The 19,382-nt window shown below is 38.2% G+C and carries 20 protein-coding genes; 7 read left to right on the plus strand and 13 right to left on the minus strand.

Annotation, left to right across the window (positions count from 1 at the left end):
• A partial coding sequence (locus G440_RS20655; protein WP_051285253.1) for a CARDB domain-containing protein occupies positions 1 to 2,204 on the minus strand: 2,204 nt, incomplete at its 3' end.
• A gap of 162 nt (positions 2,205 to 2,366) precedes the next feature.
• Here G440_RS20655 and G440_RS0109095 point away from each other — a divergent pair.
• The 4 genes from G440_RS0109095 (at position 2,367) to G440_RS0109110 (ending at position 5,109) form a co-directional block, all read left to right on the plus strand.
• Positions 2,367 to 3,545, plus strand: coding sequence for an acyl-CoA dehydrogenase family protein (locus G440_RS0109095; protein ID WP_026451021.1), 1,179 nt, complete (start codon positions 2,367 to 2,369; stop codon positions 3,543 to 3,545).
• 173 nt (positions 3,546 to 3,718) lie between these two features.
• On the plus strand, positions 3,719 to 3,976 hold the full coding sequence (locus tag G440_RS0109100) for a DUF4160 domain-containing protein (protein ID WP_026451022.1): 258 nt from the start codon (positions 3,719 to 3,721) through the stop codon (positions 3,974 to 3,976).
• A gap of 4 nt (positions 3,977 to 3,980) precedes the next feature.
• Positions 3,981 to 4,238 carry a DUF2442 domain-containing protein gene (locus G440_RS19735; RefSeq protein ID WP_034259309.1) on the plus strand — a complete coding sequence of 86 codons (258 nt, stop codon included), beginning with the start codon at positions 3,981 to 3,983 and terminating at the stop codon, positions 4,236 to 4,238.
• 178 nt (positions 4,239 to 4,416) lie between these two features.
• Entirely contained in the window at positions 4,417 to 5,109 is a 693-nt protein-coding gene (locus tag G440_RS0109110) for an SGNH/GDSL hydrolase family protein (RefSeq protein ID WP_034259345.1), read from the plus strand.
• 12 nt (positions 5,110 to 5,121) lie between these two features.
• Here the strand turns inward: G440_RS0109110 and G440_RS0109115 are convergent, their stop codons facing one another.
• The 10 genes from G440_RS0109115 to trmB all read right to left on the minus strand — a co-directional run bounded on the left by G440_RS0109115 (position 5,122) and on the right by trmB (position 14,024).
• On the minus strand, positions 5,122 to 6,504 hold the full coding sequence (locus G440_RS0109115) for a di-heme oxidoreductase family protein (RefSeq protein ID WP_026451024.1): 1,383 nt from the start codon (positions 6,502 to 6,504) through the stop codon (positions 5,122 to 5,124).
• Between the two features lie 57 nt (positions 6,505 to 6,561).
• Positions 6,562 to 7,644, minus strand: a complete 1,083-nt coding sequence (locus tag G440_RS0109120) for an imelysin family protein (RefSeq protein ID WP_026451025.1) — start codon at positions 7,642 to 7,644, stop codon at positions 6,562 to 6,564.
• 33 nt (positions 7,645 to 7,677) lie between these two features.
• The gene (locus G440_RS0109125; protein ID WP_026451026.1) at positions 7,678 to 9,021 is read right to left on the minus strand and encodes a porin; all 1,344 of its coding nucleotides are present in this window, start codon (positions 9,019 to 9,021) and stop codon (positions 7,678 to 7,680) included.
• A gap of 91 nt (positions 9,022 to 9,112) precedes the next feature.
• Entirely contained in the window at positions 9,113 to 9,442 is a 330-nt protein-coding gene (locus G440_RS0109130; protein ID WP_026451027.1) for a 2Fe-2S iron-sulfur cluster-binding protein, read from the minus strand.
• A gap of 102 nt (positions 9,443 to 9,544) precedes the next feature.
• Entirely contained in the window at positions 9,545 to 10,597 is a 1,053-nt protein-coding gene (locus G440_RS0109135) for an NAD(P)/FAD-dependent oxidoreductase (RefSeq protein WP_026451028.1), read from the minus strand.
• A 71-nt stretch (positions 10,598 to 10,668) separates the two neighbouring features.
• Positions 10,669 to 10,908, minus strand: coding sequence for a NifU family protein (locus G440_RS0109140; protein WP_026451029.1), 240 nt, complete (start codon positions 10,906 to 10,908; stop codon positions 10,669 to 10,671).
• A gap of 1 nt (position 10,909) precedes the next feature.
• Complete coding sequence (locus G440_RS0109145; protein ID WP_026451030.1) at positions 10,910 to 12,049, minus strand: Mrp/NBP35 family ATP-binding protein; 1,140 nt, start codon at positions 12,047 to 12,049, stop codon at positions 10,910 to 10,912.
• A gap of 310 nt (positions 12,050 to 12,359) precedes the next feature.
• Positions 12,360 to 12,683 (minus strand): MGMT family protein, encoded by a 324-nt coding sequence (locus G440_RS0109150; protein ID WP_026451031.1) that lies wholly within the window; start codon positions 12,681 to 12,683, stop codon positions 12,360 to 12,362.
• 1 nt (position 12,684) lies between these two features.
• Complete coding sequence (locus G440_RS0109155; protein ID WP_026451032.1) at positions 12,685 to 13,311, minus strand: LysE family translocator; 627 nt, start codon at positions 13,309 to 13,311, stop codon at positions 12,685 to 12,687.
• A 38-nt stretch (positions 13,312 to 13,349) separates the two neighbouring features.
• Positions 13,350 to 14,024: a tRNA (guanosine(46)-N7)-methyltransferase TrmB gene (trmB, locus tag G440_RS0109160; protein WP_026451033.1), complete on the minus strand. Its 675-nt coding sequence runs from the start codon at positions 14,022 to 14,024 to the stop codon at positions 13,350 to 13,352.
• A gap of 116 nt (positions 14,025 to 14,140) precedes the next feature.
• On the opposite strand from trmB, the gene G440_RS0109165 reads away from it, so the two are divergent.
• The gene (locus tag G440_RS0109165; RefSeq protein WP_026451034.1) at positions 14,141 to 15,217 is read left to right on the plus strand and encodes a glycosyltransferase; all 1,077 of its coding nucleotides are present in this window, start codon (positions 14,141 to 14,143) and stop codon (positions 15,215 to 15,217) included.
• Here the strand turns inward: G440_RS0109165 and G440_RS0109170 are convergent.
• Both G440_RS0109170 and G440_RS0109175 read right to left on the minus strand, forming a co-directional pair.
• Positions 15,182 to 16,219: a sensor histidine kinase gene (locus G440_RS0109170; protein WP_026451035.1), complete on the minus strand. Its 1,038-nt coding sequence runs from the start codon at positions 16,217 to 16,219 to the stop codon at positions 15,182 to 15,184. The two genes, G440_RS0109165 and G440_RS0109170, sit on opposite strands and share 36 nt — an antisense overlap.
• 6 nt (positions 16,220 to 16,225) lie before the next feature.
• Positions 16,226 to 16,906: a response regulator transcription factor gene (locus tag G440_RS0109175; RefSeq protein WP_026451036.1), complete on the minus strand. Its 681-nt coding sequence runs from the start codon at positions 16,904 to 16,906 to the stop codon at positions 16,226 to 16,228.
• A 227-nt stretch (positions 16,907 to 17,133) separates the two neighbouring features.
• Here G440_RS0109175 and G440_RS20660 point away from each other — a divergent pair, with 227 nt between their 5' ends.
• A complete protein-coding gene (locus tag G440_RS20660; protein ID WP_051285255.1) occupies positions 17,134 to 18,111 on the plus strand; it encodes a T9SS type A sorting domain-containing protein in 978 nt (325 codons plus the stop codon).
• Between the two features lie 89 nt (positions 18,112 to 18,200).
• On the plus strand, positions 18,201 to 19,175 hold the full coding sequence (locus G440_RS0109185) for a LuxE/PaaK family acyltransferase (protein ID WP_026451037.1): 975 nt from the start codon (positions 18,201 to 18,203) through the stop codon (positions 19,173 to 19,175).
• Positions 19,176 to 19,382 lie beyond the last annotated feature (207 nt).

Here is a 19,382-nt window from a genome sequence, read left to right on the forward strand (position 1 = left end):
CGCGTGGTAAGATCAAAGGTGCTTATCTGGTCATCGACCGTACTGCCGTTCAGGGTATCGTCGCACAGGTGATAGTCCGCGGGCTCTACCACCAAGGGAATGGGGTCCACGATCAGCTCCAGCTCCACAATATCATAACAGCCCTGGGCGCCGTTGTTCGGGCTGGTGTTGGTATCGGTACCAACCCCGAGCACATAAAGGGTCTGGGTGTTCTGGACCTGGTTCTGGTAGGCCGTTATGTTCTGTATGGCACCTGAAAAATCAGGGTTCTCCAGCGCGGCATTCCCCGCATCGATGGCGTCCTGCTCCAGCCTATAATAATAAAGATCGTTCTCCAACGGATCCAGCCCGCCAAGGATCTCGTCCGCCTTGGTGGTCAGGTCAAAGATGGCAAAGCCATCGGCGTCGTCATCGCAGAGACGGTACGGCGTGGGCTCGGTAAGTACCGGGCTGTCGCGCACCTGCAGCTCCAGCACCGCGATGGCATAGCAGCCCGTGTTCGCGCTCGAAACCCTTGCGTAGACTACATCGTTATAAGGGATAATATTTTCAAAGGGCTCTGGCAGGATACCCTCGTTGGTCTGGGCATCCAGTTCCGTGTAATGATAAGTGACAGTCAACGTGGGATCGCCCATCGTGATGTCCCCATCGGCACTGTGGAGGAAAAAATCCGTGAAACCGTTGCTGTCAGAGTCGCAGGTGACCAAGGGCTCCGGGGTATCGTTGATGGTGGGGGGAGGAGTAAAAGTAATCGTAAATACAGGTGATTCCTCTACAACGCAAGATCCTAAACTTCCACTTACTGAATAATCTCCCGATTGTGTTACCTGAATACTTGGTGTATTTCCACCAAAAGGGTTTCCATTGAGAAACCAATTATATTCATCTAGATCGGGAAAATTTGCAGTTAGGGTTTCGGTTTGCCCCTCACAACTTTCTTCAGCTCCGGAAATCAACAAGCCTTGTTGGGAAAGATCTACAACTTGTTCAAATTCATTATTGCCCTCGTTGGTTTCTAAGACAGTACTATTTCCATTGCCATCATCATCCACGACAGCTTTTAATGTAAATACTTGAGGTGTTCCTACAGGAATATTTAAATTGATAGTGCCACTTTCAGTAGCGCCAATCGGGATGTCATTGAGCGTCTGTGTCTGTCCCAATAGTACCGCATCGGCATAAAAGGCAATAGGAACGTTTGCTGGTAAAAGAGCAGTACTATTGGCATTCGAAACCGTGTAATTAACCTCTATATTTCGATCTTCACAAAGAACCCCAAGATTATCAATCGTTATGGTCGCATCAGGTAATTCAGAGTTCACACTAACAACAATATTATTTACCATTATAAAATCCTGACCCGAACTTAATTGGATATCGATTTGATCATCTCCTGGCTCTATAATATCTAACCCTTGAAGGTCATAGTAATCCAAGTCCATATTGTAAAGGTCATAGGAATTGGTATAACTATTAGTCCCATTAAATGCATTATTACCGGGATTTAGCGGAGGATTGTCTATCAATATATTATTAAGCCTAAGACTTTCGTTAACAGCAATACCTGAATCTCCCTCCCAAGCCAAGAAACCAATTTTAGCTGCTACATCTGTTGCTGCACTTATGTTTTCTAGACTAATATTTATATTATTGTGGTTTAAGCCTACATAATCCAAACCATCGAATAGTGTTATTTGGTTTAGCAGCAAGCTAGGGTCTTCATAAATAATAATAATGGCCCAACCTCCAAAGTTAGTTCCCCCAGCACAGTATGGACCTATAACCCCTGTTAAATCCAGATCTGAAAATGTATATGCGCCTTCTCCATTCTGAGCAACAATATTTGTAACATCTGCGTATGCTGAAAAGTAATTCAAACCCGATGTTGCAGTTAGTGCAAATGTACGGTCAGCGGTTATACTGGTTCCATTAAGTTTTACATCAAAATCTCCACTCCCAGAGCCGGCCCAATACAACTGTGCGGAAACAAAGGTTTGCCCGGGATCTAACTGAAAATCAGCTGAACTTTCTGTTAAAATAGTACAACCACCGAAACCGCCATTCTCCTCAATATTTAAGGTATTCCCAAAGGCGGTAAAATCAAAACGACCATTAAACTGCAAATACTCTTCAATAGGAACTACTTGCTGCGAAAACAAAAAAATTGGAATGAATAAAAGAAATGCAAGTATTAGTTTTTTCATAATATGCTGTTAAAACGTCAAATATATCGAATACATTGTTTTTCCTTTTATTATTTCAATAAAAAACACCCAAAAAAATACATTATTAGTTCATTTTTCTTATATAAAGTAGGTGAATCAACCTACGATTCATAAATTTGCATTCCTTTAATTTTAAGAAACATGAAACCAGATTTATTTGAAGCTCCAGATTACTACAATCTTGACGAATTACTTTCAGACGAACATAAGTTGGTACGCCAAGCCGCCCGCGATTGGGTAAAGCGTGACGTATCACCAATTATAGAGGAATATGCCCAAAAAGCGGAATTCCCAGAACAAATTATCAAAGGTCTAGCCGAGATCGGTGCTTTTGGCCCATACATTCCAGAAGAATACGGCGGCGCTGGCCTAGACCAGATTTCTTACGGTTTGATTATGCAAGAAATTGAACGCGGCGATAGTGGCGTTCGCAGCACAGCATCAGTACAATCTTCTTTGGTGATGTACCCTATTTATAAATACGGAAACGAAGAACAACGCAAAAAATATTTACCAAAACTGGCTTCTGGCGAATGGATGGGCTGTTTCGGTTTAACCGAACCAGACCATGGAAGTGATCCAGGTGGCATGACCACCCATTATAAAGATATGGGCGACCATTTTCTTTTGAATGGTGCTAAAATGTGGATCAGCAATGCTCCATTTGCACAAATAGCAGTGGTTTGGGCAAAGAATGAAGAAGGACGAATTCACGGATTAATCGTTGAACGTGGTATGGAAGGCTTTTCAACACCAGAAACACACAACAAATGGTCGCTTCGTGCTTCGGCAACTGGAGAACTTATTTTTGACAATGTAAAAGTTCCAAAGGAAAATCTATTACCAAATAAATCAGGATTGGGCGCGCCACTTGGCTGTCTAGATTCTGCACGTTACGGAATTGCTTGGGGTGCAATAGGTGCTGCTATGGATTGTTATGACACCGCACTTCGTTATTCAAAAGAAAGAATGCAATTTGGGAAGCCGATTGGCCAGTTCCAACTTCAGCAGAAAAAACTTGCTGAGATGATTACCGAAATCACCAAAGCACAGTTATTGGCTTGGCGTGTAGGCGTAATGCGCAATGCAGGAACCGCAACCAGCGCTCAGATTTCTATGGCAAAACGAAACAATGTGGATATGGCAATTAATATCGCTAGAGAAGCAAGACAAATGCTCGGGGGAATGGGAATTACTGGTGAATACAGTATTATGCGCCACTCTATGAACCTAGAAAGTGTGATTACTTATGAAGGAACGCACGATATCCACCTATTAATTACAGGCTTGGATATTACCGGACTGAACGCTTTCTCATAGACGAGAACAAAATTTTTATTAAAGCCACGAATACACGAATTATAAAATATTCATGTATTCGTGGCTTTTGAATTTTAACCAATGTATTTCTTTCAAATGATTCCCAAAGCATTAAAATCCACCTGTTTTGTCTATTTTCAATATCGAAACGATTTTTTTCGTATTTTTAAAGTATGCCAGAAATCAGTAGATTTTATGGAATAATAATTCGAATGTTTTTCAACGACCATAATCCACCGCATTTCCATGCAGAATATGGAGATTACAGAGCAATCGTAAATTTGGAGCATGAAGGCGTTAAAGGAAATATGCCGAAAAGAGCTCTGAAATTGTTACGTGAATGGACAGAATTACACAGAGAGCAATTGATGGAAAATTGGAACGCTTGTCAAAACAATGAGCTTCCTAAAAAAGTTGAACCTTTAAAATAAAGAGATGGACATAGTTTGGATAGTAAAAGCTAAATATATAGAAGATTACCAAATTGAATTGACGTTTAATGAAGGCACCAAGAACATAGTTAATCTGAAAAATTATTTAACGGGGAAGGTTTTCGAACCTCTAAAAGACATAGATTATTTTAAAACCTTTAAAAAAAACAGTTGGACTATTGAATGGGATTGTGGAGCTGATTTTGCACCAGAATTTCTATATGAATTGGCCATGGAAAATAAAAACTTAAAAGTTCACTAACGCTCCATTTAAAACCGACTAGCATATTTCATCGTATATCTTAAAGTCAAGAATATCTTCCAACGCTATTAGAATCCCTAATTTGCTACAGCGTCAGAATACTAACAAAAGAATTTTAGAAAAATTAATTATGGATGCAATTTCTAAACGCTGATTGGAAATTAAAATTGATAAAAAGATGAATCACTATAAAATACTTTTCATACTTCTCATCATAATTCCATTTTCTTGTGGGATTTCAAAAAAGAGCGATTCTTCAGAAAAAACCACTTATAAATATTTGGCCCTCGGCGACAGTTATACTATTGGAGAGAGCGTTTGTAGCGATTGCAATTATCCAAAGCAATTGAGCGATAGAATGAACAAAGTTTCACTTGAAAAAACTTCAGTAAAAATAATTGCAAAAACAGGTTGGACCACTACCGATTTGCTTTCTGCTATCACTACTGAAAAGCCCTCAAAAGATTATGATCTGGTTACTTTACTGATTGGCGTGAACAACCAATATCAAGGAAAACCCTTTGCACTTTATGAAGAAGAATTCCCCAAACTACTCGATATAGCAATAGATTTTGCCAAAGGAAAAGCGGAAAACGTACTTGTGCTTTCCATTCCAGATTATGCATTTACGCCCTTTGGACAAAAATCTGGAAAAGCGGAAAAAATTACCCAGGAACTGAAAAAATACGATGCTTTCGCAGCAAAAATTTCAAAAGAAAAAGGAGTACGTTTTGAAAACATCACTCCAATAACCCAATTGGGATTGGAAAACCCAGCATTGGTAGCTTCAGATGGATTGCATCCTTCAGAAGTAGCTTATAAAAAGTTTATTGATCAGATAATTTCGATTGTTCAAAATATATTGAAATAATTCAGAAAAAATTTACAGTGAGTTTATAAACTTCAACAAATCACCTCTTTCCGAAGTAGAAAGATTTTTGAATTTATTTTTTGCATTTTCTGCTTCTCCACCGTGCCAAAGAATAGCTTCCGTAATATTTTTAGCTCTTCCGTCGTGAAGGAAATTAGTATGCCCATTTACAACTTGGGTAAGTCCTATCCCCCAAAGTGCTTTCGTTCGCCACTCTTTTCCATTAGCTAAAAAATCAGCTCGATTGTCCGCCAAGCCATCACCCATATCGTGTAGTAACATATCAGTGTAAGGATAAAAAGTTTGGTTGGCCACTGCCGCCACTGAGAAATCACCTGATATCATTTTAGGAATATGGCATTTTGCACATTGAAGCTGGTCAAAAAGCGCAGAACCTCGCTTAACCGAATCATCGTCCAAATTTCGAGGCGCAGGAACGCCCAAGGTTTGGCAGTAAAAAGTTATTTCATCTAATAAAGCCTGTGAAATTTCGGCATCGTCATTAAGTCCATCATCGCCATTGGATTGCCCATAACCAGTTTCAAACGGGAAAACAGGATTAGTTACGCCCATATCATGAACATAAGCTCCAGCACATTGCTCCATCACCGTTGCCGTATTTGCTTTCCAACCAAAACGACCCAATCTAACTTGCCCAGTAACATTATCGTAAACGTAATTTGCTTTGCCAGAAATTCCGTCGCCATCTGCATCATTTACATCTTCATTGCTCAAAATATAGTATTCTGGAATTGCTTCCAATAAGCCCAATCCAAACACAGGCGATGCCAAACGTGGTGAAAGTTGCGCTTCGGCAGGAAATGGAATATAAGTATCTACTAAGGAATAAGTTGGCTTTTGAAGTGTTACTTGCGTGCCGTCCGCAAGTGTTTCTACCATGGGAGAAAAACTTACTTGAAACTTAGCTTCGGGTTCAAAACCGAAAATAGCCTGATTTTGTATTTGTTCTCCGAATCCCGGAACTGGAATGGGGGCATTATTATCACCTATACCTGGCATACTTGCTCTTAAAAAGAAACCACTAAGTGCATTTATATTTGTAGGAAAAGCGCTGCGTCCATCTTTAGGGTGGCAGCCAATGCAAGAAGAGTTGTTGAAAATAGGTCCCACACCGTTATTTACAGGGGCAGGAGCTGTTACAAAAACGGTCTCGAACTGAAAATCACCATCTAAATGAAAATCTAATTTAGAGCCTGAAAGATTTGCCGCCGGTGTACTATATGCGTTACTAGAGGCCAGAAAAACTGTAGTTTCACCACCCGCCATCAAGCGCTCTTGCAATTCTGGTGCAGGTTCATACACTGAATCGTTATCCTTATTACAGGATGCGAATAGAAGAACGAAAAATAAAAGACCAAAATAATAAGGCTTCATTTCAAAATATTTAATGAACGGGCCACCAAAAAGCTAGCAGCCCGTTTTGATTACTTGTTAATCCAAATTCGATATAAGTGGTTCCAATTGCGATTGCAACTTAATTAGAAGCGCCAACACCTTTGTTTGGGCAAATTCTACTTCGGCACGGTTATTTACAATTGCTTGAGTGAAAGTACCAGGAATTGCTTCAATAGCATCGATAGCCTCAGAAATAGCTGATTTAATTTCGCCATCAAGACTTGAGTTTTCAACATTCACTATATTACTGAGCCCACTACCCTGAACACCATTAAAATCTCCTAAATAAATATGCTGTATACTGCGAATATTGTTTGCAAAATCTAATTTAGAGTTGTTGCTAAAACGAGATTCTTCAGCTGCAGGTTTTGGTCCACCACTGTTTCCATTAAGCGGCTCCTCAATTTTTCCATTGGCAACTTCGTCTGCAATTATTGTAACTCCTTCTGCAATTTCTGAAAGTGCATTGGTCTTTGAAGTATATACAGATCCGCTTTCACCCGCATTAACAAAATTATTGGCAAAATTACCTTCAGAAGGCAACCATCCAAAGTACAATTGTTCTGTGTTTGAGCGTAAATCTGAAGCGGCTGCTTTTATGTATTCTATTTCGCGAGCGGTAAGTTGCGCTGCTGTTTTATCGCCATTCAAGCCCCAGAAGAAATATTCCAAAGTGTGAAAACCCCGTGCCTCGTTGTTGCTTTCAAGTAATGCCTGTGTTATAGCATTACTACTATTTAAAACATTATTGATAGCATTTACATCCACAGGCCAAGAATCTATTGCGGGGTCAATTCCTTCGGTATCTACAGGTCCGTATAAAAAACCTTCTGATTCTTCCCAAGGCGCACGCGTATCTTGCCATTTGCTTTTTGCATCTTCCAAAGCAGCTTCGTCACCAACACTCATTGCGTTAGCAGCTTCTTCCAATGCAATCGAATTGATATAAAGCTGGTTATATGTGGAAGTTATAACATCTAGCGAAAGATCTTTTAAAACTTCATTATAAAGTTCATTATTGTTATTTGGAGTTTCCTCTGGCGCATCGTTGTCGCTGCAACTGGTAAATCCAAAAGCTACTATTGTAGATAAAGTAAAGACTAATATTGATTTTTTCATGTTGATTTATTTATTGGTTTATTTTGAAAGGTTCTAAAATTTAAAGCCAATTCCGGCCGAAAATGTTTTTTCGTGTTGTTTCTTTCCAGTGAATTCAAGCGTGGAAGGATTGTAATTTTCTGATCCCAATCTGCGATCAGAATAATGTGCCTTTAACACAATCTGCGGATGGACAAACCAGTTTATTCCACCTGTAAAGGCGGTGCGTTGCCAACGTGGATTTTTCACAATCGCACCTTCCACATTTTGCATAGTATCGTAATAATCATAACGAAGAAAAGGGTAAAGCATCTGCTCCGTATTGGTGACAAACAAGGGCAATATGTTGTAACCTACTTCGGCAGAAACCCCAAAGGCATTTTTACCTACGGGCGTACGTTTCACTCCCAAATTATTGGAAAGATTTGCATTTTTTCTTGAGACAATATCAGAATTTTCGAGGTTACCGTATAAAGCAACTGCATTAAAACGAAGATTTTTCTCGTTATAACTTACATGGCCCTCCACCAAAGTTACATACGCACTTTTGTCCATATCCTTTTTGGGACGGTTGGCAGCGGCATCATTTATATATCCAGCCACACCAAAAAATGTATCGTCGTGCGTGCCAAAATGGTAATCTAAACGTCCTGCAAAAGCAAAAGATTCAGCCGTTGACATTTCGAAGCGTTGTTGGTATCCATTTTTTATCCAGCCACGTGACGAAAAACCAGAAGCATCTAAACCACTTACAATAGAAGCTTCATAAGAAAATCGTTTTGCGAAGCTTCCATAAAACTGAACACCATTTTCATACCAGCCCAAGGGTAGAATTTCATTTTCCATTTCTGGACGATATGAAGTAAAATAGGCCGTTGGCTCATCCAGAGTTTGACTAAGTCCAAAATGCACTTTCATTCTTCCCGCACGAACATTAAAATAAGGTGCAATTTTAAAATCTATATATATTTGCTCCAGTTTTACCGAGCCTCCTTTTTCTATTTCCTGATCGAATTCACCGAATTCTTCTTGAGTATCAAAACCAATAGAAGCTCCAGTTCCGCCGTGTTCAAATTCAACTTCAGTCTTTAAACTGATCTTGTCGGAAAACGAATAGCCTAAATATAAATTCAAGCGCTCAACATCTATCTTGTCTTTTAATGAGGGATCGGTATCAAAATCGTAATGATAATAGTTGACTGCCCCGAAACCTTTTAGCGTAAAATTCTTAAAACTGAATGCAGGAGTTTTCTGTAGATTGGAATCGGCTTTAAGCTCTTCCCTCAATTCCTGCTTTATTTCTTTCTTTAATTGTGCAACCGAAACAGAGTCCGGTGCGGTTTGTGAGAATAAACTCCCACCCACTAGGACCGTGAGCGTCAATATCAATCCCTTCATTTTTTTTATTTAGGGGACAAAAGTAGTTTATTTAGACTAAATACAAATAAAACGAAGTATTTTTTTTAAGAAAAATTTAAGTGCAACAATCTTAAACTTCGGGAGCTAATTCAATTTGGAGATCATTGAGTTCTTCTTTTATAAAAATTTGACAGCTTAGCCGGCTATTGTCTTTCACATGGAAAGCTTCGGCAAGCATTAAATCTTCATCATAACTCATTTCTGGAAGTTCGTGATTGCTCTGAACATAGCATTGGCAAGAAGCACACATCGCCATTCCGCCGCAAATGCCTATAGTTCCTTCTGGTGCTAGTTCATAAGAACGAACCAACTCCATAATATTCATATTCATATCGGTTGGAGCGTCAACTTGATGTTTTACCCCTTGACGATCTATGATAGTGATTTTGATATCTTTCATTTGAAGATGATGAGTTTAGACCTACAAGGAGATTGCTTTGTGTCACGCGATGACAACCTGCAGGAAAAAGAAAAGGTGGTTTCCCTTTTGGATTTTCGGGAATTAATCAATCGATTTTACAATAGCTTTTGGTGCTTCTTTTTTACTTCCATCGAAACCTTCTACGCCGCCAACAGTGGTGTATTTCATCACATATCGTTTATCTGGGAAAATACGCTGATAGGCACTTTGGCACATTAACGTAGCTTCGTGAAAACCGCAGAGTATCAGTTTTAATTTTCCAGGATAGGTATTTACGTCACCTATGGCATAGATACCCGGAATATTGGTTTGATAATCTAGGGAGTTATCAACCTTAATGGCATTTTTTTCAATCTCCAAGCCCCAATCTGCTATAGGACCCAATTTCGGAGAAAGTCCGAAAAGAGGAATAAAGTGATCACACTCACGGTTAAAGACCTCAGCCCCTCGTTTGATGACTACTTCTTCTAATTTATTAGTTCCCACTAAGCCAACAACTTCAGCTGGAGTTATCAACTCAATTTTACCCAGATTTTTAAGTTCCTGTACTTTTTCAACACTGTCTAATGCTCCACGGAATTCATTTCTACGATGAATAAGAGTGACGCTTTTTGCAACATCAGTCAAGAATATACTCCAATCCAAGGCAGAATCTCCTCCGCCAGAAATGACTACATTTTTATCACGGTATAATTCAGGATCGCGAATAATGTATTCCACGCCTTTGTCTTCAAAATTGGAAAGGTTGGTTATAGGGGGTTTGCGAGGTTCAAAACTACCCAAGCCACCAGCAATGGCAACAATAGGTGCGTGATGTTTTGTACCTTTCTCTGTAGTAACTATAAAGGAACCATCGTCTAATTTTTCAATAGTATCTGCACGTTCACCCAGCGTAAAACCTGGCTGAAACGGCTCAATCTGCCTCATTAAATTTTTTACCAAATCACCAGCCAATACTTCTGGAAAACCTGGAATATCATAAATAGGCTTCTTGGGATATATTTCTGTGCACTGACCACCTGATTGTGGAAGTGCGTCAATTAAATGACATTTCAATTTAAGCAATCCTGCCTCAAAAACGGTGAAAAGACCAGTAGGTCCTGCCCCAATTATGAGAATATCTGTTTCTATCATGGAAGACTCTCTCTTAATTTTCGTTCAAAATTAATGGTAAAAATATTTTGAATAAATGACGATTGTCATCATTACGAAACATTCACCACTCTTTCTATTTGTGGGGCATATTTCTTTATGGTCATTTCCACCCCACTTTTTAAAGTCATTTGGTTAACCGAACATCCTACGCAGGCACCCAATAATTGGACGTTAACCACTTTATCATCATCAATTGACACTAGTGATATATCGCCTCCGTCATTTTGCAAAAACGGACGAATTTCGTCCAAAGCTTGCTCTACTTTTATTGTTAGTTCCTGCGTTGTCATATTATTTTTTTACGGCGCTGCAACCTGCCATTGTAGTAATTTTTATAGCTTCAGTAGGCGGAAGGTTTTCATTTCGACGAACCGTTTCCTGAACTACATTCCTTGTAATCTCTTCAAAAGATGTTTCAATCTGTGTGGCGGTCTGTAAAGCTGCTGGCCTACCAACATCACCTGCTTCCCGAATACTTTGTACCAATGGAACTTCTCCTAAAAATGGTACATCCAGATCTTGGGCCAAATTTTTAGCACCTTCCTTTCCAAAGATATAATATTTATTCTCTGGAAGTTCCGCAGGTGTGAAAAAGGACATATTTTCAATAATTCCCAAAACGGGAACATCTATATTTTCTTGTCGGAACATCGCTACTCCTTTTCTAGCATCTGCCAAAGCAACGTTTTGTGGTGTACTTACCACAACCGCACCCGTGATAGGCAAGGATTGCATGATACTAAGATGAATATCACCCGTTCCAGGAGGTAAGTCTATCAACATAAAATCAAGTTCGCCCCAATCCGCATCAAAAATAAGTTGGTTTAAAGCCTTTGCTGCCATTGGACCACGCCAAATTACTGCTTGATCGGGCTGAGTGAAAAAGCCTATGGAAAGTATTTTTATACCATAATTTTCCACTGGCTTCATTTTGCTTTTTCCTTCAACATTAACGGAAAGTGGTTTTTCCATAGCAACATCAAACATAATCGGTATGGAGGGACCATAGATATCTGCGTCTAATATCCCTACCTTAAATCCCATTTTTGAAAGTGAGACTGCTAAGTTTGCTGTAACGGTAGATTTACCTACGCCTCCTTTTCCAGAGGCTACTGCAACAATATTCTGAATTCCCTTAATGGGTTTCCCTTTTATTAAATTAGGGTTTTGTGGTTTTGCTGGTGCTTCTATTTTTATATTTACTTGGACTTTGGCATTGCCATCCACATTTTCGTGAATAGCCTTTTTAACATCTGCCTCGGCACGTTTTTTTATATGAAGCGCTGGTGTAGAAAGTTTTAGATCAACAATTACTTCGTCGGCAAAAGTTACAACATTCTGAACTGCACCACTATCTACCATATTTTTTCCTTCTCCCGAAACTGTAATTGTTTCTAAGGCGTTTAGGACATCTTGTTTTGAAATACTCATTTTTATATACGATATTTAGATTCATTCTAAAGTGCAAATATACTCTTTATGATTTGTATTTTAAAGAGATAAGTGGCAATAAATTATATCGCGATAATTATAAGAATTAATTTCCAAAGACAAAGTAATTGGCGAATTCCATAAACCCAAATTGTCCATAGATCAATTGTGAATTCTCGCAACACTCTATTACTACTATTGGTGAATTTTATAAAAATTAGGGTATTATAATTCGGATTGTCAACATATAAAGATTTCAAAGTCTTGATAAAAGATTAAAATTTCAGCTATTTTGACTGGAGAATTCCCTTTATAGTTCCTTCATCGGATCCCAATAGAGTTTATCAAAATCCTGCACTTGATTATCCACAACTTCTACTCCTTCGCTCTCCAAAAGTTGCTGCATTAGGTTTGTACCTTGAAAGTGGTGCTTGCCCGTAAGCAAACCCTTTCTGTTTACAACTCTATGAGCAGGAACGTTTTCTTTGTCGCTTCCATTCAATGCCCAACCAACCATGCGGGCACTACCAGAGGCGCCCAAATAGTTCGCGATGGCACCATAAGAAGTAATCCTTCCATACGGAATAAGCTTTGCGACTTCATAGACTTTTTGAAAAAAACCTTCATTAGCCATCTTACATTTGCTTTAAGATTTTCAAAAAAGTAATTACAGAAATAATGGCCGTAATTATTCCTATAACATAATTCATATTCAACTTTAGTTTTTTGGAATGTTCTTTTGGCCTAAAAAACTGGACGTATAAAGCCAGGCTTGCATAAGTTCCCAATCCAGAAGCAATAACAGCAACCAAAAGTTCAGGTTGCGAAAAAGAAAACATGCCAAAAGTTGAAAAAGTAATGCTCAAATACATCCAATATGGAAGTGGCAAAAGATTTAATAAGGCTATAAAAATGCCCAAAAAGAAACGGTTCTTTTTTGAATGTTGATCACGATCCTTAAGCTCTCTACGCGTATCCTTAGCTATAAATATAAAATAGATGGTAAGACTGATAAATATTCCCAGAGCAACCTTTTGAAGCATACTCACTATTTCCGGATGCTTGCCAATATATTCTGCAAGAAGTAGCGCAACATAGGTTTGGACCATTACCGTCATACAAACCCCAACAGAAAAAAGAAAAGCGCGTTTTCTGCCTTCTTTCATGCTTATTTTAGCGGCATACATATTTATCAAACCTGGCGGTAGTACTCCTATAAAAGATCCAAAAAGACCTATTAGGAAGTTGTAAAGTATTGCCATTCGGGCGGATTGTTTTTGTGAATATACTGAAATTAATCCTAACGGAACTTAAAGCGGATATAAGTGATTTTTTTACCCACTTCTAAATACTGCTGTTCATAATAGGTCTGGATATTGGTGACCGCAGCTGGTGCCCCGTCACTTCCATAAACATCATGGTGTGCATACTCTATTTTTTCACCTAAACCGTGTAATAGACCAAGCGTATAGCCATGCATAAACTCACTATCAGTTTTAAGGTGAACAAAACCTCCTGGCTTTAAGATTTTTCTGTATTTATCTAGAAATTCCGAGTTGGTCAATCTGTGTTTGGTTCGTTTATATTTTATCTGCGGATCTGGGAAGGTTATCCAAATTTCATCTACTTCATTCTCCTCAAAAAGCTCGTCAACCAACTCGATTTGTGTACGCAAAAAACCAACGTTATTTAGATCTTCCTCTAATGCGGTTTTTGCACCTCGCCAGAACCTGGCGCCTTTAATGTCTATTCCCAAGAAGTTAACTTCAGGATATGCTTTTGAGAGGTTTACAGAATATTCTCCTTTACCACAGCCCAATTCCAGCACTAATGGGTTTTCATTTTTGAAGAATTTTTTACGCCAATTCCCCTTCAGCTTTAGTGAATCGTTCATTACTTCCTCACGCGAAGGCTGTACCACATTGGCGAAGGTTTCGTTTTCTTTAAAGCGTCTTAGTTTATTTTTACTTCCCACAGATTTAAATTCAAGGTTTAAAATTCGAAATAATGAAATCATATTTCACATTTCGTATTTGAGTCTGTAAAATTAAGGAAATATACTTCGGCAGCAATTATTGCTACCTTTGTTTTATGCCGAAGAGTAAAACAATAATGGTTGCGCCTCTCCATTGGGGTTTAGGCCACGCTACACGATGCATTCCCATTATCCGGGCATTACTGGATCATAACTATCATGTTTTGTTGGCTTCAGATGGTGCGGCGCTTATGCTTCTTCAAAAAGAATTTCCACAGTTGGAAGCAATAGAACTTCCTTCATACAATATTAGTTATCCTAAAATTAGAATTCTTTTCAAGTGGAAAATGCTCCTACAAATTCCAAAAGTGAAGAAAATAATTGCTTCTGAAAAGAGGATTGTGGCGCAGCTTGTTTCCGAAGATAAAATCCAAGGAATAATCAGCGACAATAGATTTGGCGTTCGAAACAACAAGATCCCCTCGGTTTTTATTACACACCAATTAAATGTTTTAAGCGGAAACACTTCATTTTTTAGTAGTAAAGTGCACCAACGAATTATCAAAAAATTTAATATTTGTTGGGTGCCAGATACAAATGAAGTTATTAAGAATCTGAGCGGGAAGCTTGGCCACCCAACAAAGAATGATTTAGCAGTAAATTACATTGGTGTTTTAAGCCGAATGAAAAAACAAGAAGTATCAAAAACGATTGATATTTTGATTTTGATTTCGGGCCCAGAACCACAACGTACTGCTTTGGAAGAAATGTTGAAGCCTTTATTTGAAAAAAGTAAAAAAAGAGTTATAATGATCCGCGGCGTCGTTGAAGAAAATCAAAAATGGGAAACTTTAGGAAGTATAGAACTAGTTAACTATATGACGAGTTCTGAACTTGAAGAAACAATAAATAAAAGTGAAATAGTAATTTGTCGCTCAGGATATACCACGATAATGGATTTAACGGTACTTGAGAAGAAAGTCTTTTTCATCCCAACACCCGGACAGTACGAACAAGAATATCTAGCCAAGCATCTTAAAAAACTGGGAGTTGCTCCTTTCTGTAAGCAGAACAATTTCAAATTAGAAGAACTCGATAAAGTTGCGGTTTACAAGGGTTTGAGTACCTTAACCTCATCAGAAGTTAATTACTCCGAATTATTCGCTCCTTTCAAGAGTGAACGAAAACTCTGAACCAATGCCGAACTGACTTTCAACATATATTTTTTCTTGGTGGGCTTCCACAATATGTTTCACTATGGAAAGCCCCAAGCCGCTTCCGCCCTCTTTTCGGGAACCACTTTTATCTATTCTGTAAAACCGTTCAAAAATTCGAGATAGATTTTCTTTTAAGATACCTTCACCATTATCGGTAACCCGTACTAAGACTTTATTTTTAACTATATTTTCAATGCTCACCTCTGTGGTGCCATCCTGTTTTCCGTATTTTACAGAGTTGACCAATAAATTAGTTATTACTTGTTCAATCCGCTCACGATCGGCATTTACAAAAATATCTTCTGCATATTCCTTATCAAAAACGAGCGAAATATTCTTCTTTGCTGCTTTCATTTCCAGCAAATCAAAAATATTCTGAATCAAGGCTATTATATTAAAACGTTCCTTATTAAGAACCAGACCTCCAACTTCAAGTTTGGCAATCATGTCTAACTCATTCACAATATATATCAGCCTTTCTACGCCTTTACTGGCCCGCCTAAGATATTCCTTTCTAACAGTTTTATCTTTCATTGCACCATCCAACAGTGTCAAAACATAGCTTTGAACGGTAAAAAGAGGCGTTTTTAGTTCGTGTGAAATATTCCCCATAAATTCCTTCCGATAGTTTTCGCGAACGTTTAAAGTTTCAATCTCGAGCTTTTTTACATTTACATAGCGCTCCACTTCACGCGTTAGCACCTCCATATCGGTAGTTACCGCAGGTTTTGGAAAATCTTTTTCATTTAAGATCCGAACGTCTTTGTAAATCTTTTTTATTCTGAAATAAATAAATTTTTCCACTCGATATTGAAGAATAAAGAATGTGATAAAAAATAAAACAATAAAGAAGCTCAGCAACCACCAGGAAGTAATTTGGAAAAGAAAATACAAAAAAACGCCAATTGCCAATGTTGAAGCAAAGGCAATCAACAAGGAAGTAGAAGCCGCGAATTTATATTTTTTCGAAAATTTCATGATTTATTAAACTACAAACTTATAGCCAACACCTTTCACGGTCTTAAACTTATCATCGCCTATTTTTTCCCGGAGTTTCCTAATGTGGACGTCTATGGTTCTGCCACCTACGATTACTTCATTGCCCCAAACAATATCTAAAATATCTTCACGCTTAAACACCTTTCCTGGTTTTGAAGCTAATAGCGCGAGTAATTCGAATTCTTTCCGCGGCAAGATCATTTCTTCGGTATCCAGCAAGATTTTATATTCTTCACGATTTATGGTAAGATTGCCATGTTTTAGATTATCCACTTCGCCGTTGTTCTTAAATCTTCTAAGCAACGCCTTTACCTTACTTACCAAGACTTTCGGCCTAATTGGTTTGGTTATATAATCATCTGCTCCGGCTTCAAAACCTGCCATTTGAGAGAAATCTTCTCCGCGAGCGGTTAAGAAGGTAATAATGGTTTCCGAAAGCTCTGGGAGTTTTCTGATTTTTTCACAAGCCTCTATCCCGTCCATTTTTGGCATCATCACATCCATGATAATGAGTTGCGGAATACTTTTTTTTGCTTGTGCTATAGCCTCAACTCCATTTTCGGCTGTTTCAACCTTATATCCTTCAGAAGCCAAATTGTATCGGACAATTTCAAGAATATCCGGTTCGTCATCTACCAATAAAATCGTGATTTCTCTTTTTTTCATATTTTAGAGTAAAGCATTTTTGCATTTCAAAGATACTATTATTTCACGGCAGCAAATGTGTAGCACGCTTATTGTTAACCATAACATAACCTTTTAGTAACAAAGCTTTTCAGTAATCATATAAAAATTAACAATTACAGCAATAACTTGTAATTTATTCATAGTCAAGCTTTTAAATAACAATTTAATTTCATATATTTACTTAACTAACCTTAAAAAAGAACGCTATGAGAACCATTACCTTAGTTACAGCGCTTTTGATAAGTGCAGCTTCTTTTTCCCAGATTGCAGGCACCAGTTTTGAGGACCCAGAGCTATTTTCTGGTAAATATACCGACACTGGAGATCCAAATGTGGCTCATAATCTTATCAATAATCCCGAAGAACCACGCGTTAACCACACAAAAGATGGTGAAGAATTGGGCTTTAAAGCATCCTACGTTCCTTATGACACTCCAGGTGTTGGTTCCACCGACGCTGATTATGTTGGCGTTACTAAAACCAAACCTTCTTCTACTGTATTTTATACGGATGGTGCAAATGGATACCGAATGAACGATACCGATGGAAACTATATTTTGGAATTTGATCCAGTAGATTTATCTGGCGTTCCAACTCCCGCAGTTTCGTTGGATTTTCTTTTATCTATAAATAGCAACCCTGCAAATGGAAACTATGAAGGCGATGGAACCATTAATGAAGCAGGATCTGACAGATTGCGAATCTATGCCAAAGACCTTACCAATAATGTTGAAATCGACCTTTTCAATTCAACAGGAAGCGATCTTGACGATTTTGTGCCTTATGATCCAGGAGAGGGTAAATACAAGCTCGAATGGCAACATGTAATTGCTAATCTTTCGTCCAACACTACTGTTCAATTAATAATTGAAGGACGCAATAATGCAACTTCAGAGTCTTTTTGGTTTGACAATATTGAGTTTCTTGGAGCCATTGGAGTAGGAAATTTAGCCGCGGGTCAATTTGGTATATATCCTAATCCCGCAACGAATGGCTATATAAACATCATCTCAAAAATGAATGGGGTAAAAAATGTTTCAATTTACGATGTGCTGGGAACACAAGTTTTAAATACCAAATTGAATGGGGAACGACTTGATATTTCAGATTTAAACAGCGGGGTTTATATTCTAAAAATAGAACAAGGAAAAGCTTCTACCACCAAAAAGTTGGTTATGAAGTAAACTGCCATAAAATTCTATTTTAAAGCTCCTGTTTCGGCCGGAGCTTTTTTATTTAAGTATTTTTGAAGTGAAATTGCAGATCCCTAAATATGTTAGAAAAGGAAATATTCAATATTAATTCTGATAAAGATTTTGAACGTCTTGCACTCCAAATATTCCGTTTTCAGTATGAAAATGTTTCGGTCTATCGAAACTTTTGCAATCTCTTAAACACGAATCCTTCCCAAGTAAATAAAATCGCACAAATTCCGTTTTTGCCCATTCAATTTTTTAAAAGCCAGAAAATAATAGCAGATAATCATTCTAAAAAATTAATCTTCACCAGCAGCGGCACCACAGGAAGCCATACAAGCAAACACTATGTAGCCGATGCTTCTATTTATGAAGAGAGTTTCCAGATTGCATTTAAAAAGCAATATGGCGACGTTAGCGATTATACTATACTGGCTTTGCTCCCCTCCTATTTAGAACGGGAAGGTTCTTCACTAATTTATATGGTTGAAAGTTTAATTGAAAAGAGCGACAACCCGAACAGTGGGTTTTATTTATACGAAACGGAGGCATTGATAGAAAAGCTTATCGCTTTAGAAGAAAAAAATAAAAAAGTTCTGCTCATAGGGGTGTCCTATGCCTTGTTGGATTTGATTGAAAAAAGAACTTTCAAGCTTCGAAATACGATTGTCATGGAAACCGGTGGAATGAAAGGCCGCAGAAAAGAAATGATAAAAGAAGAACTTCACGAGATTTTAAAAAAGGGTTTCGGCGTGCAAAAAATTCACAGTGAATACGGAATGACGGAACTGCTCTCCCAAGCTTATTCTGTGGGCGATGGAGTTTTTTCTTGTCCTCCGTGGATGAAAATTCTAACCCGCGACACCGAAGACGCACTTACCTATATTACAGGAAAAACTGGTGGAATAAATGTAATAGATTTGGCCAACCTCTACTCCTGCTCTTTTATAGCCACGCAAGACTTAGGAAAGACTCTTGAAGATGGAACTTTTGAAATTCTGGGACGTTTTGATTCCAGTGATGTTCGCGGCTGTAATTTGATGGTTTTATAGGGAAATGTTTAACACAAAACGCTGAAAATCAACGTAAGTTATTGAATAGCACTACGACCAAATAACAGTGAAAAAGTGATGATTTTTCATAATTTGGTTGGTTAGTTACCTGGAAATCCCCGCGCATTCGTGCCGGGGATTTTCTTGTTTTACTGTAAGCCTTAATATCAATTTTGCATTTGCTTATCCAAATCTGCTAATGAAATG

Origin of the sequence: Aequorivita capsosiphonis DSM 23843 (genome assembly GCF_000429125.1) — a bacterium.
Taxonomy (GTDB): Bacteria; Bacteroidota; Bacteroidia; order Flavobacteriales; family Flavobacteriaceae; genus Aequorivita; species Aequorivita capsosiphonis.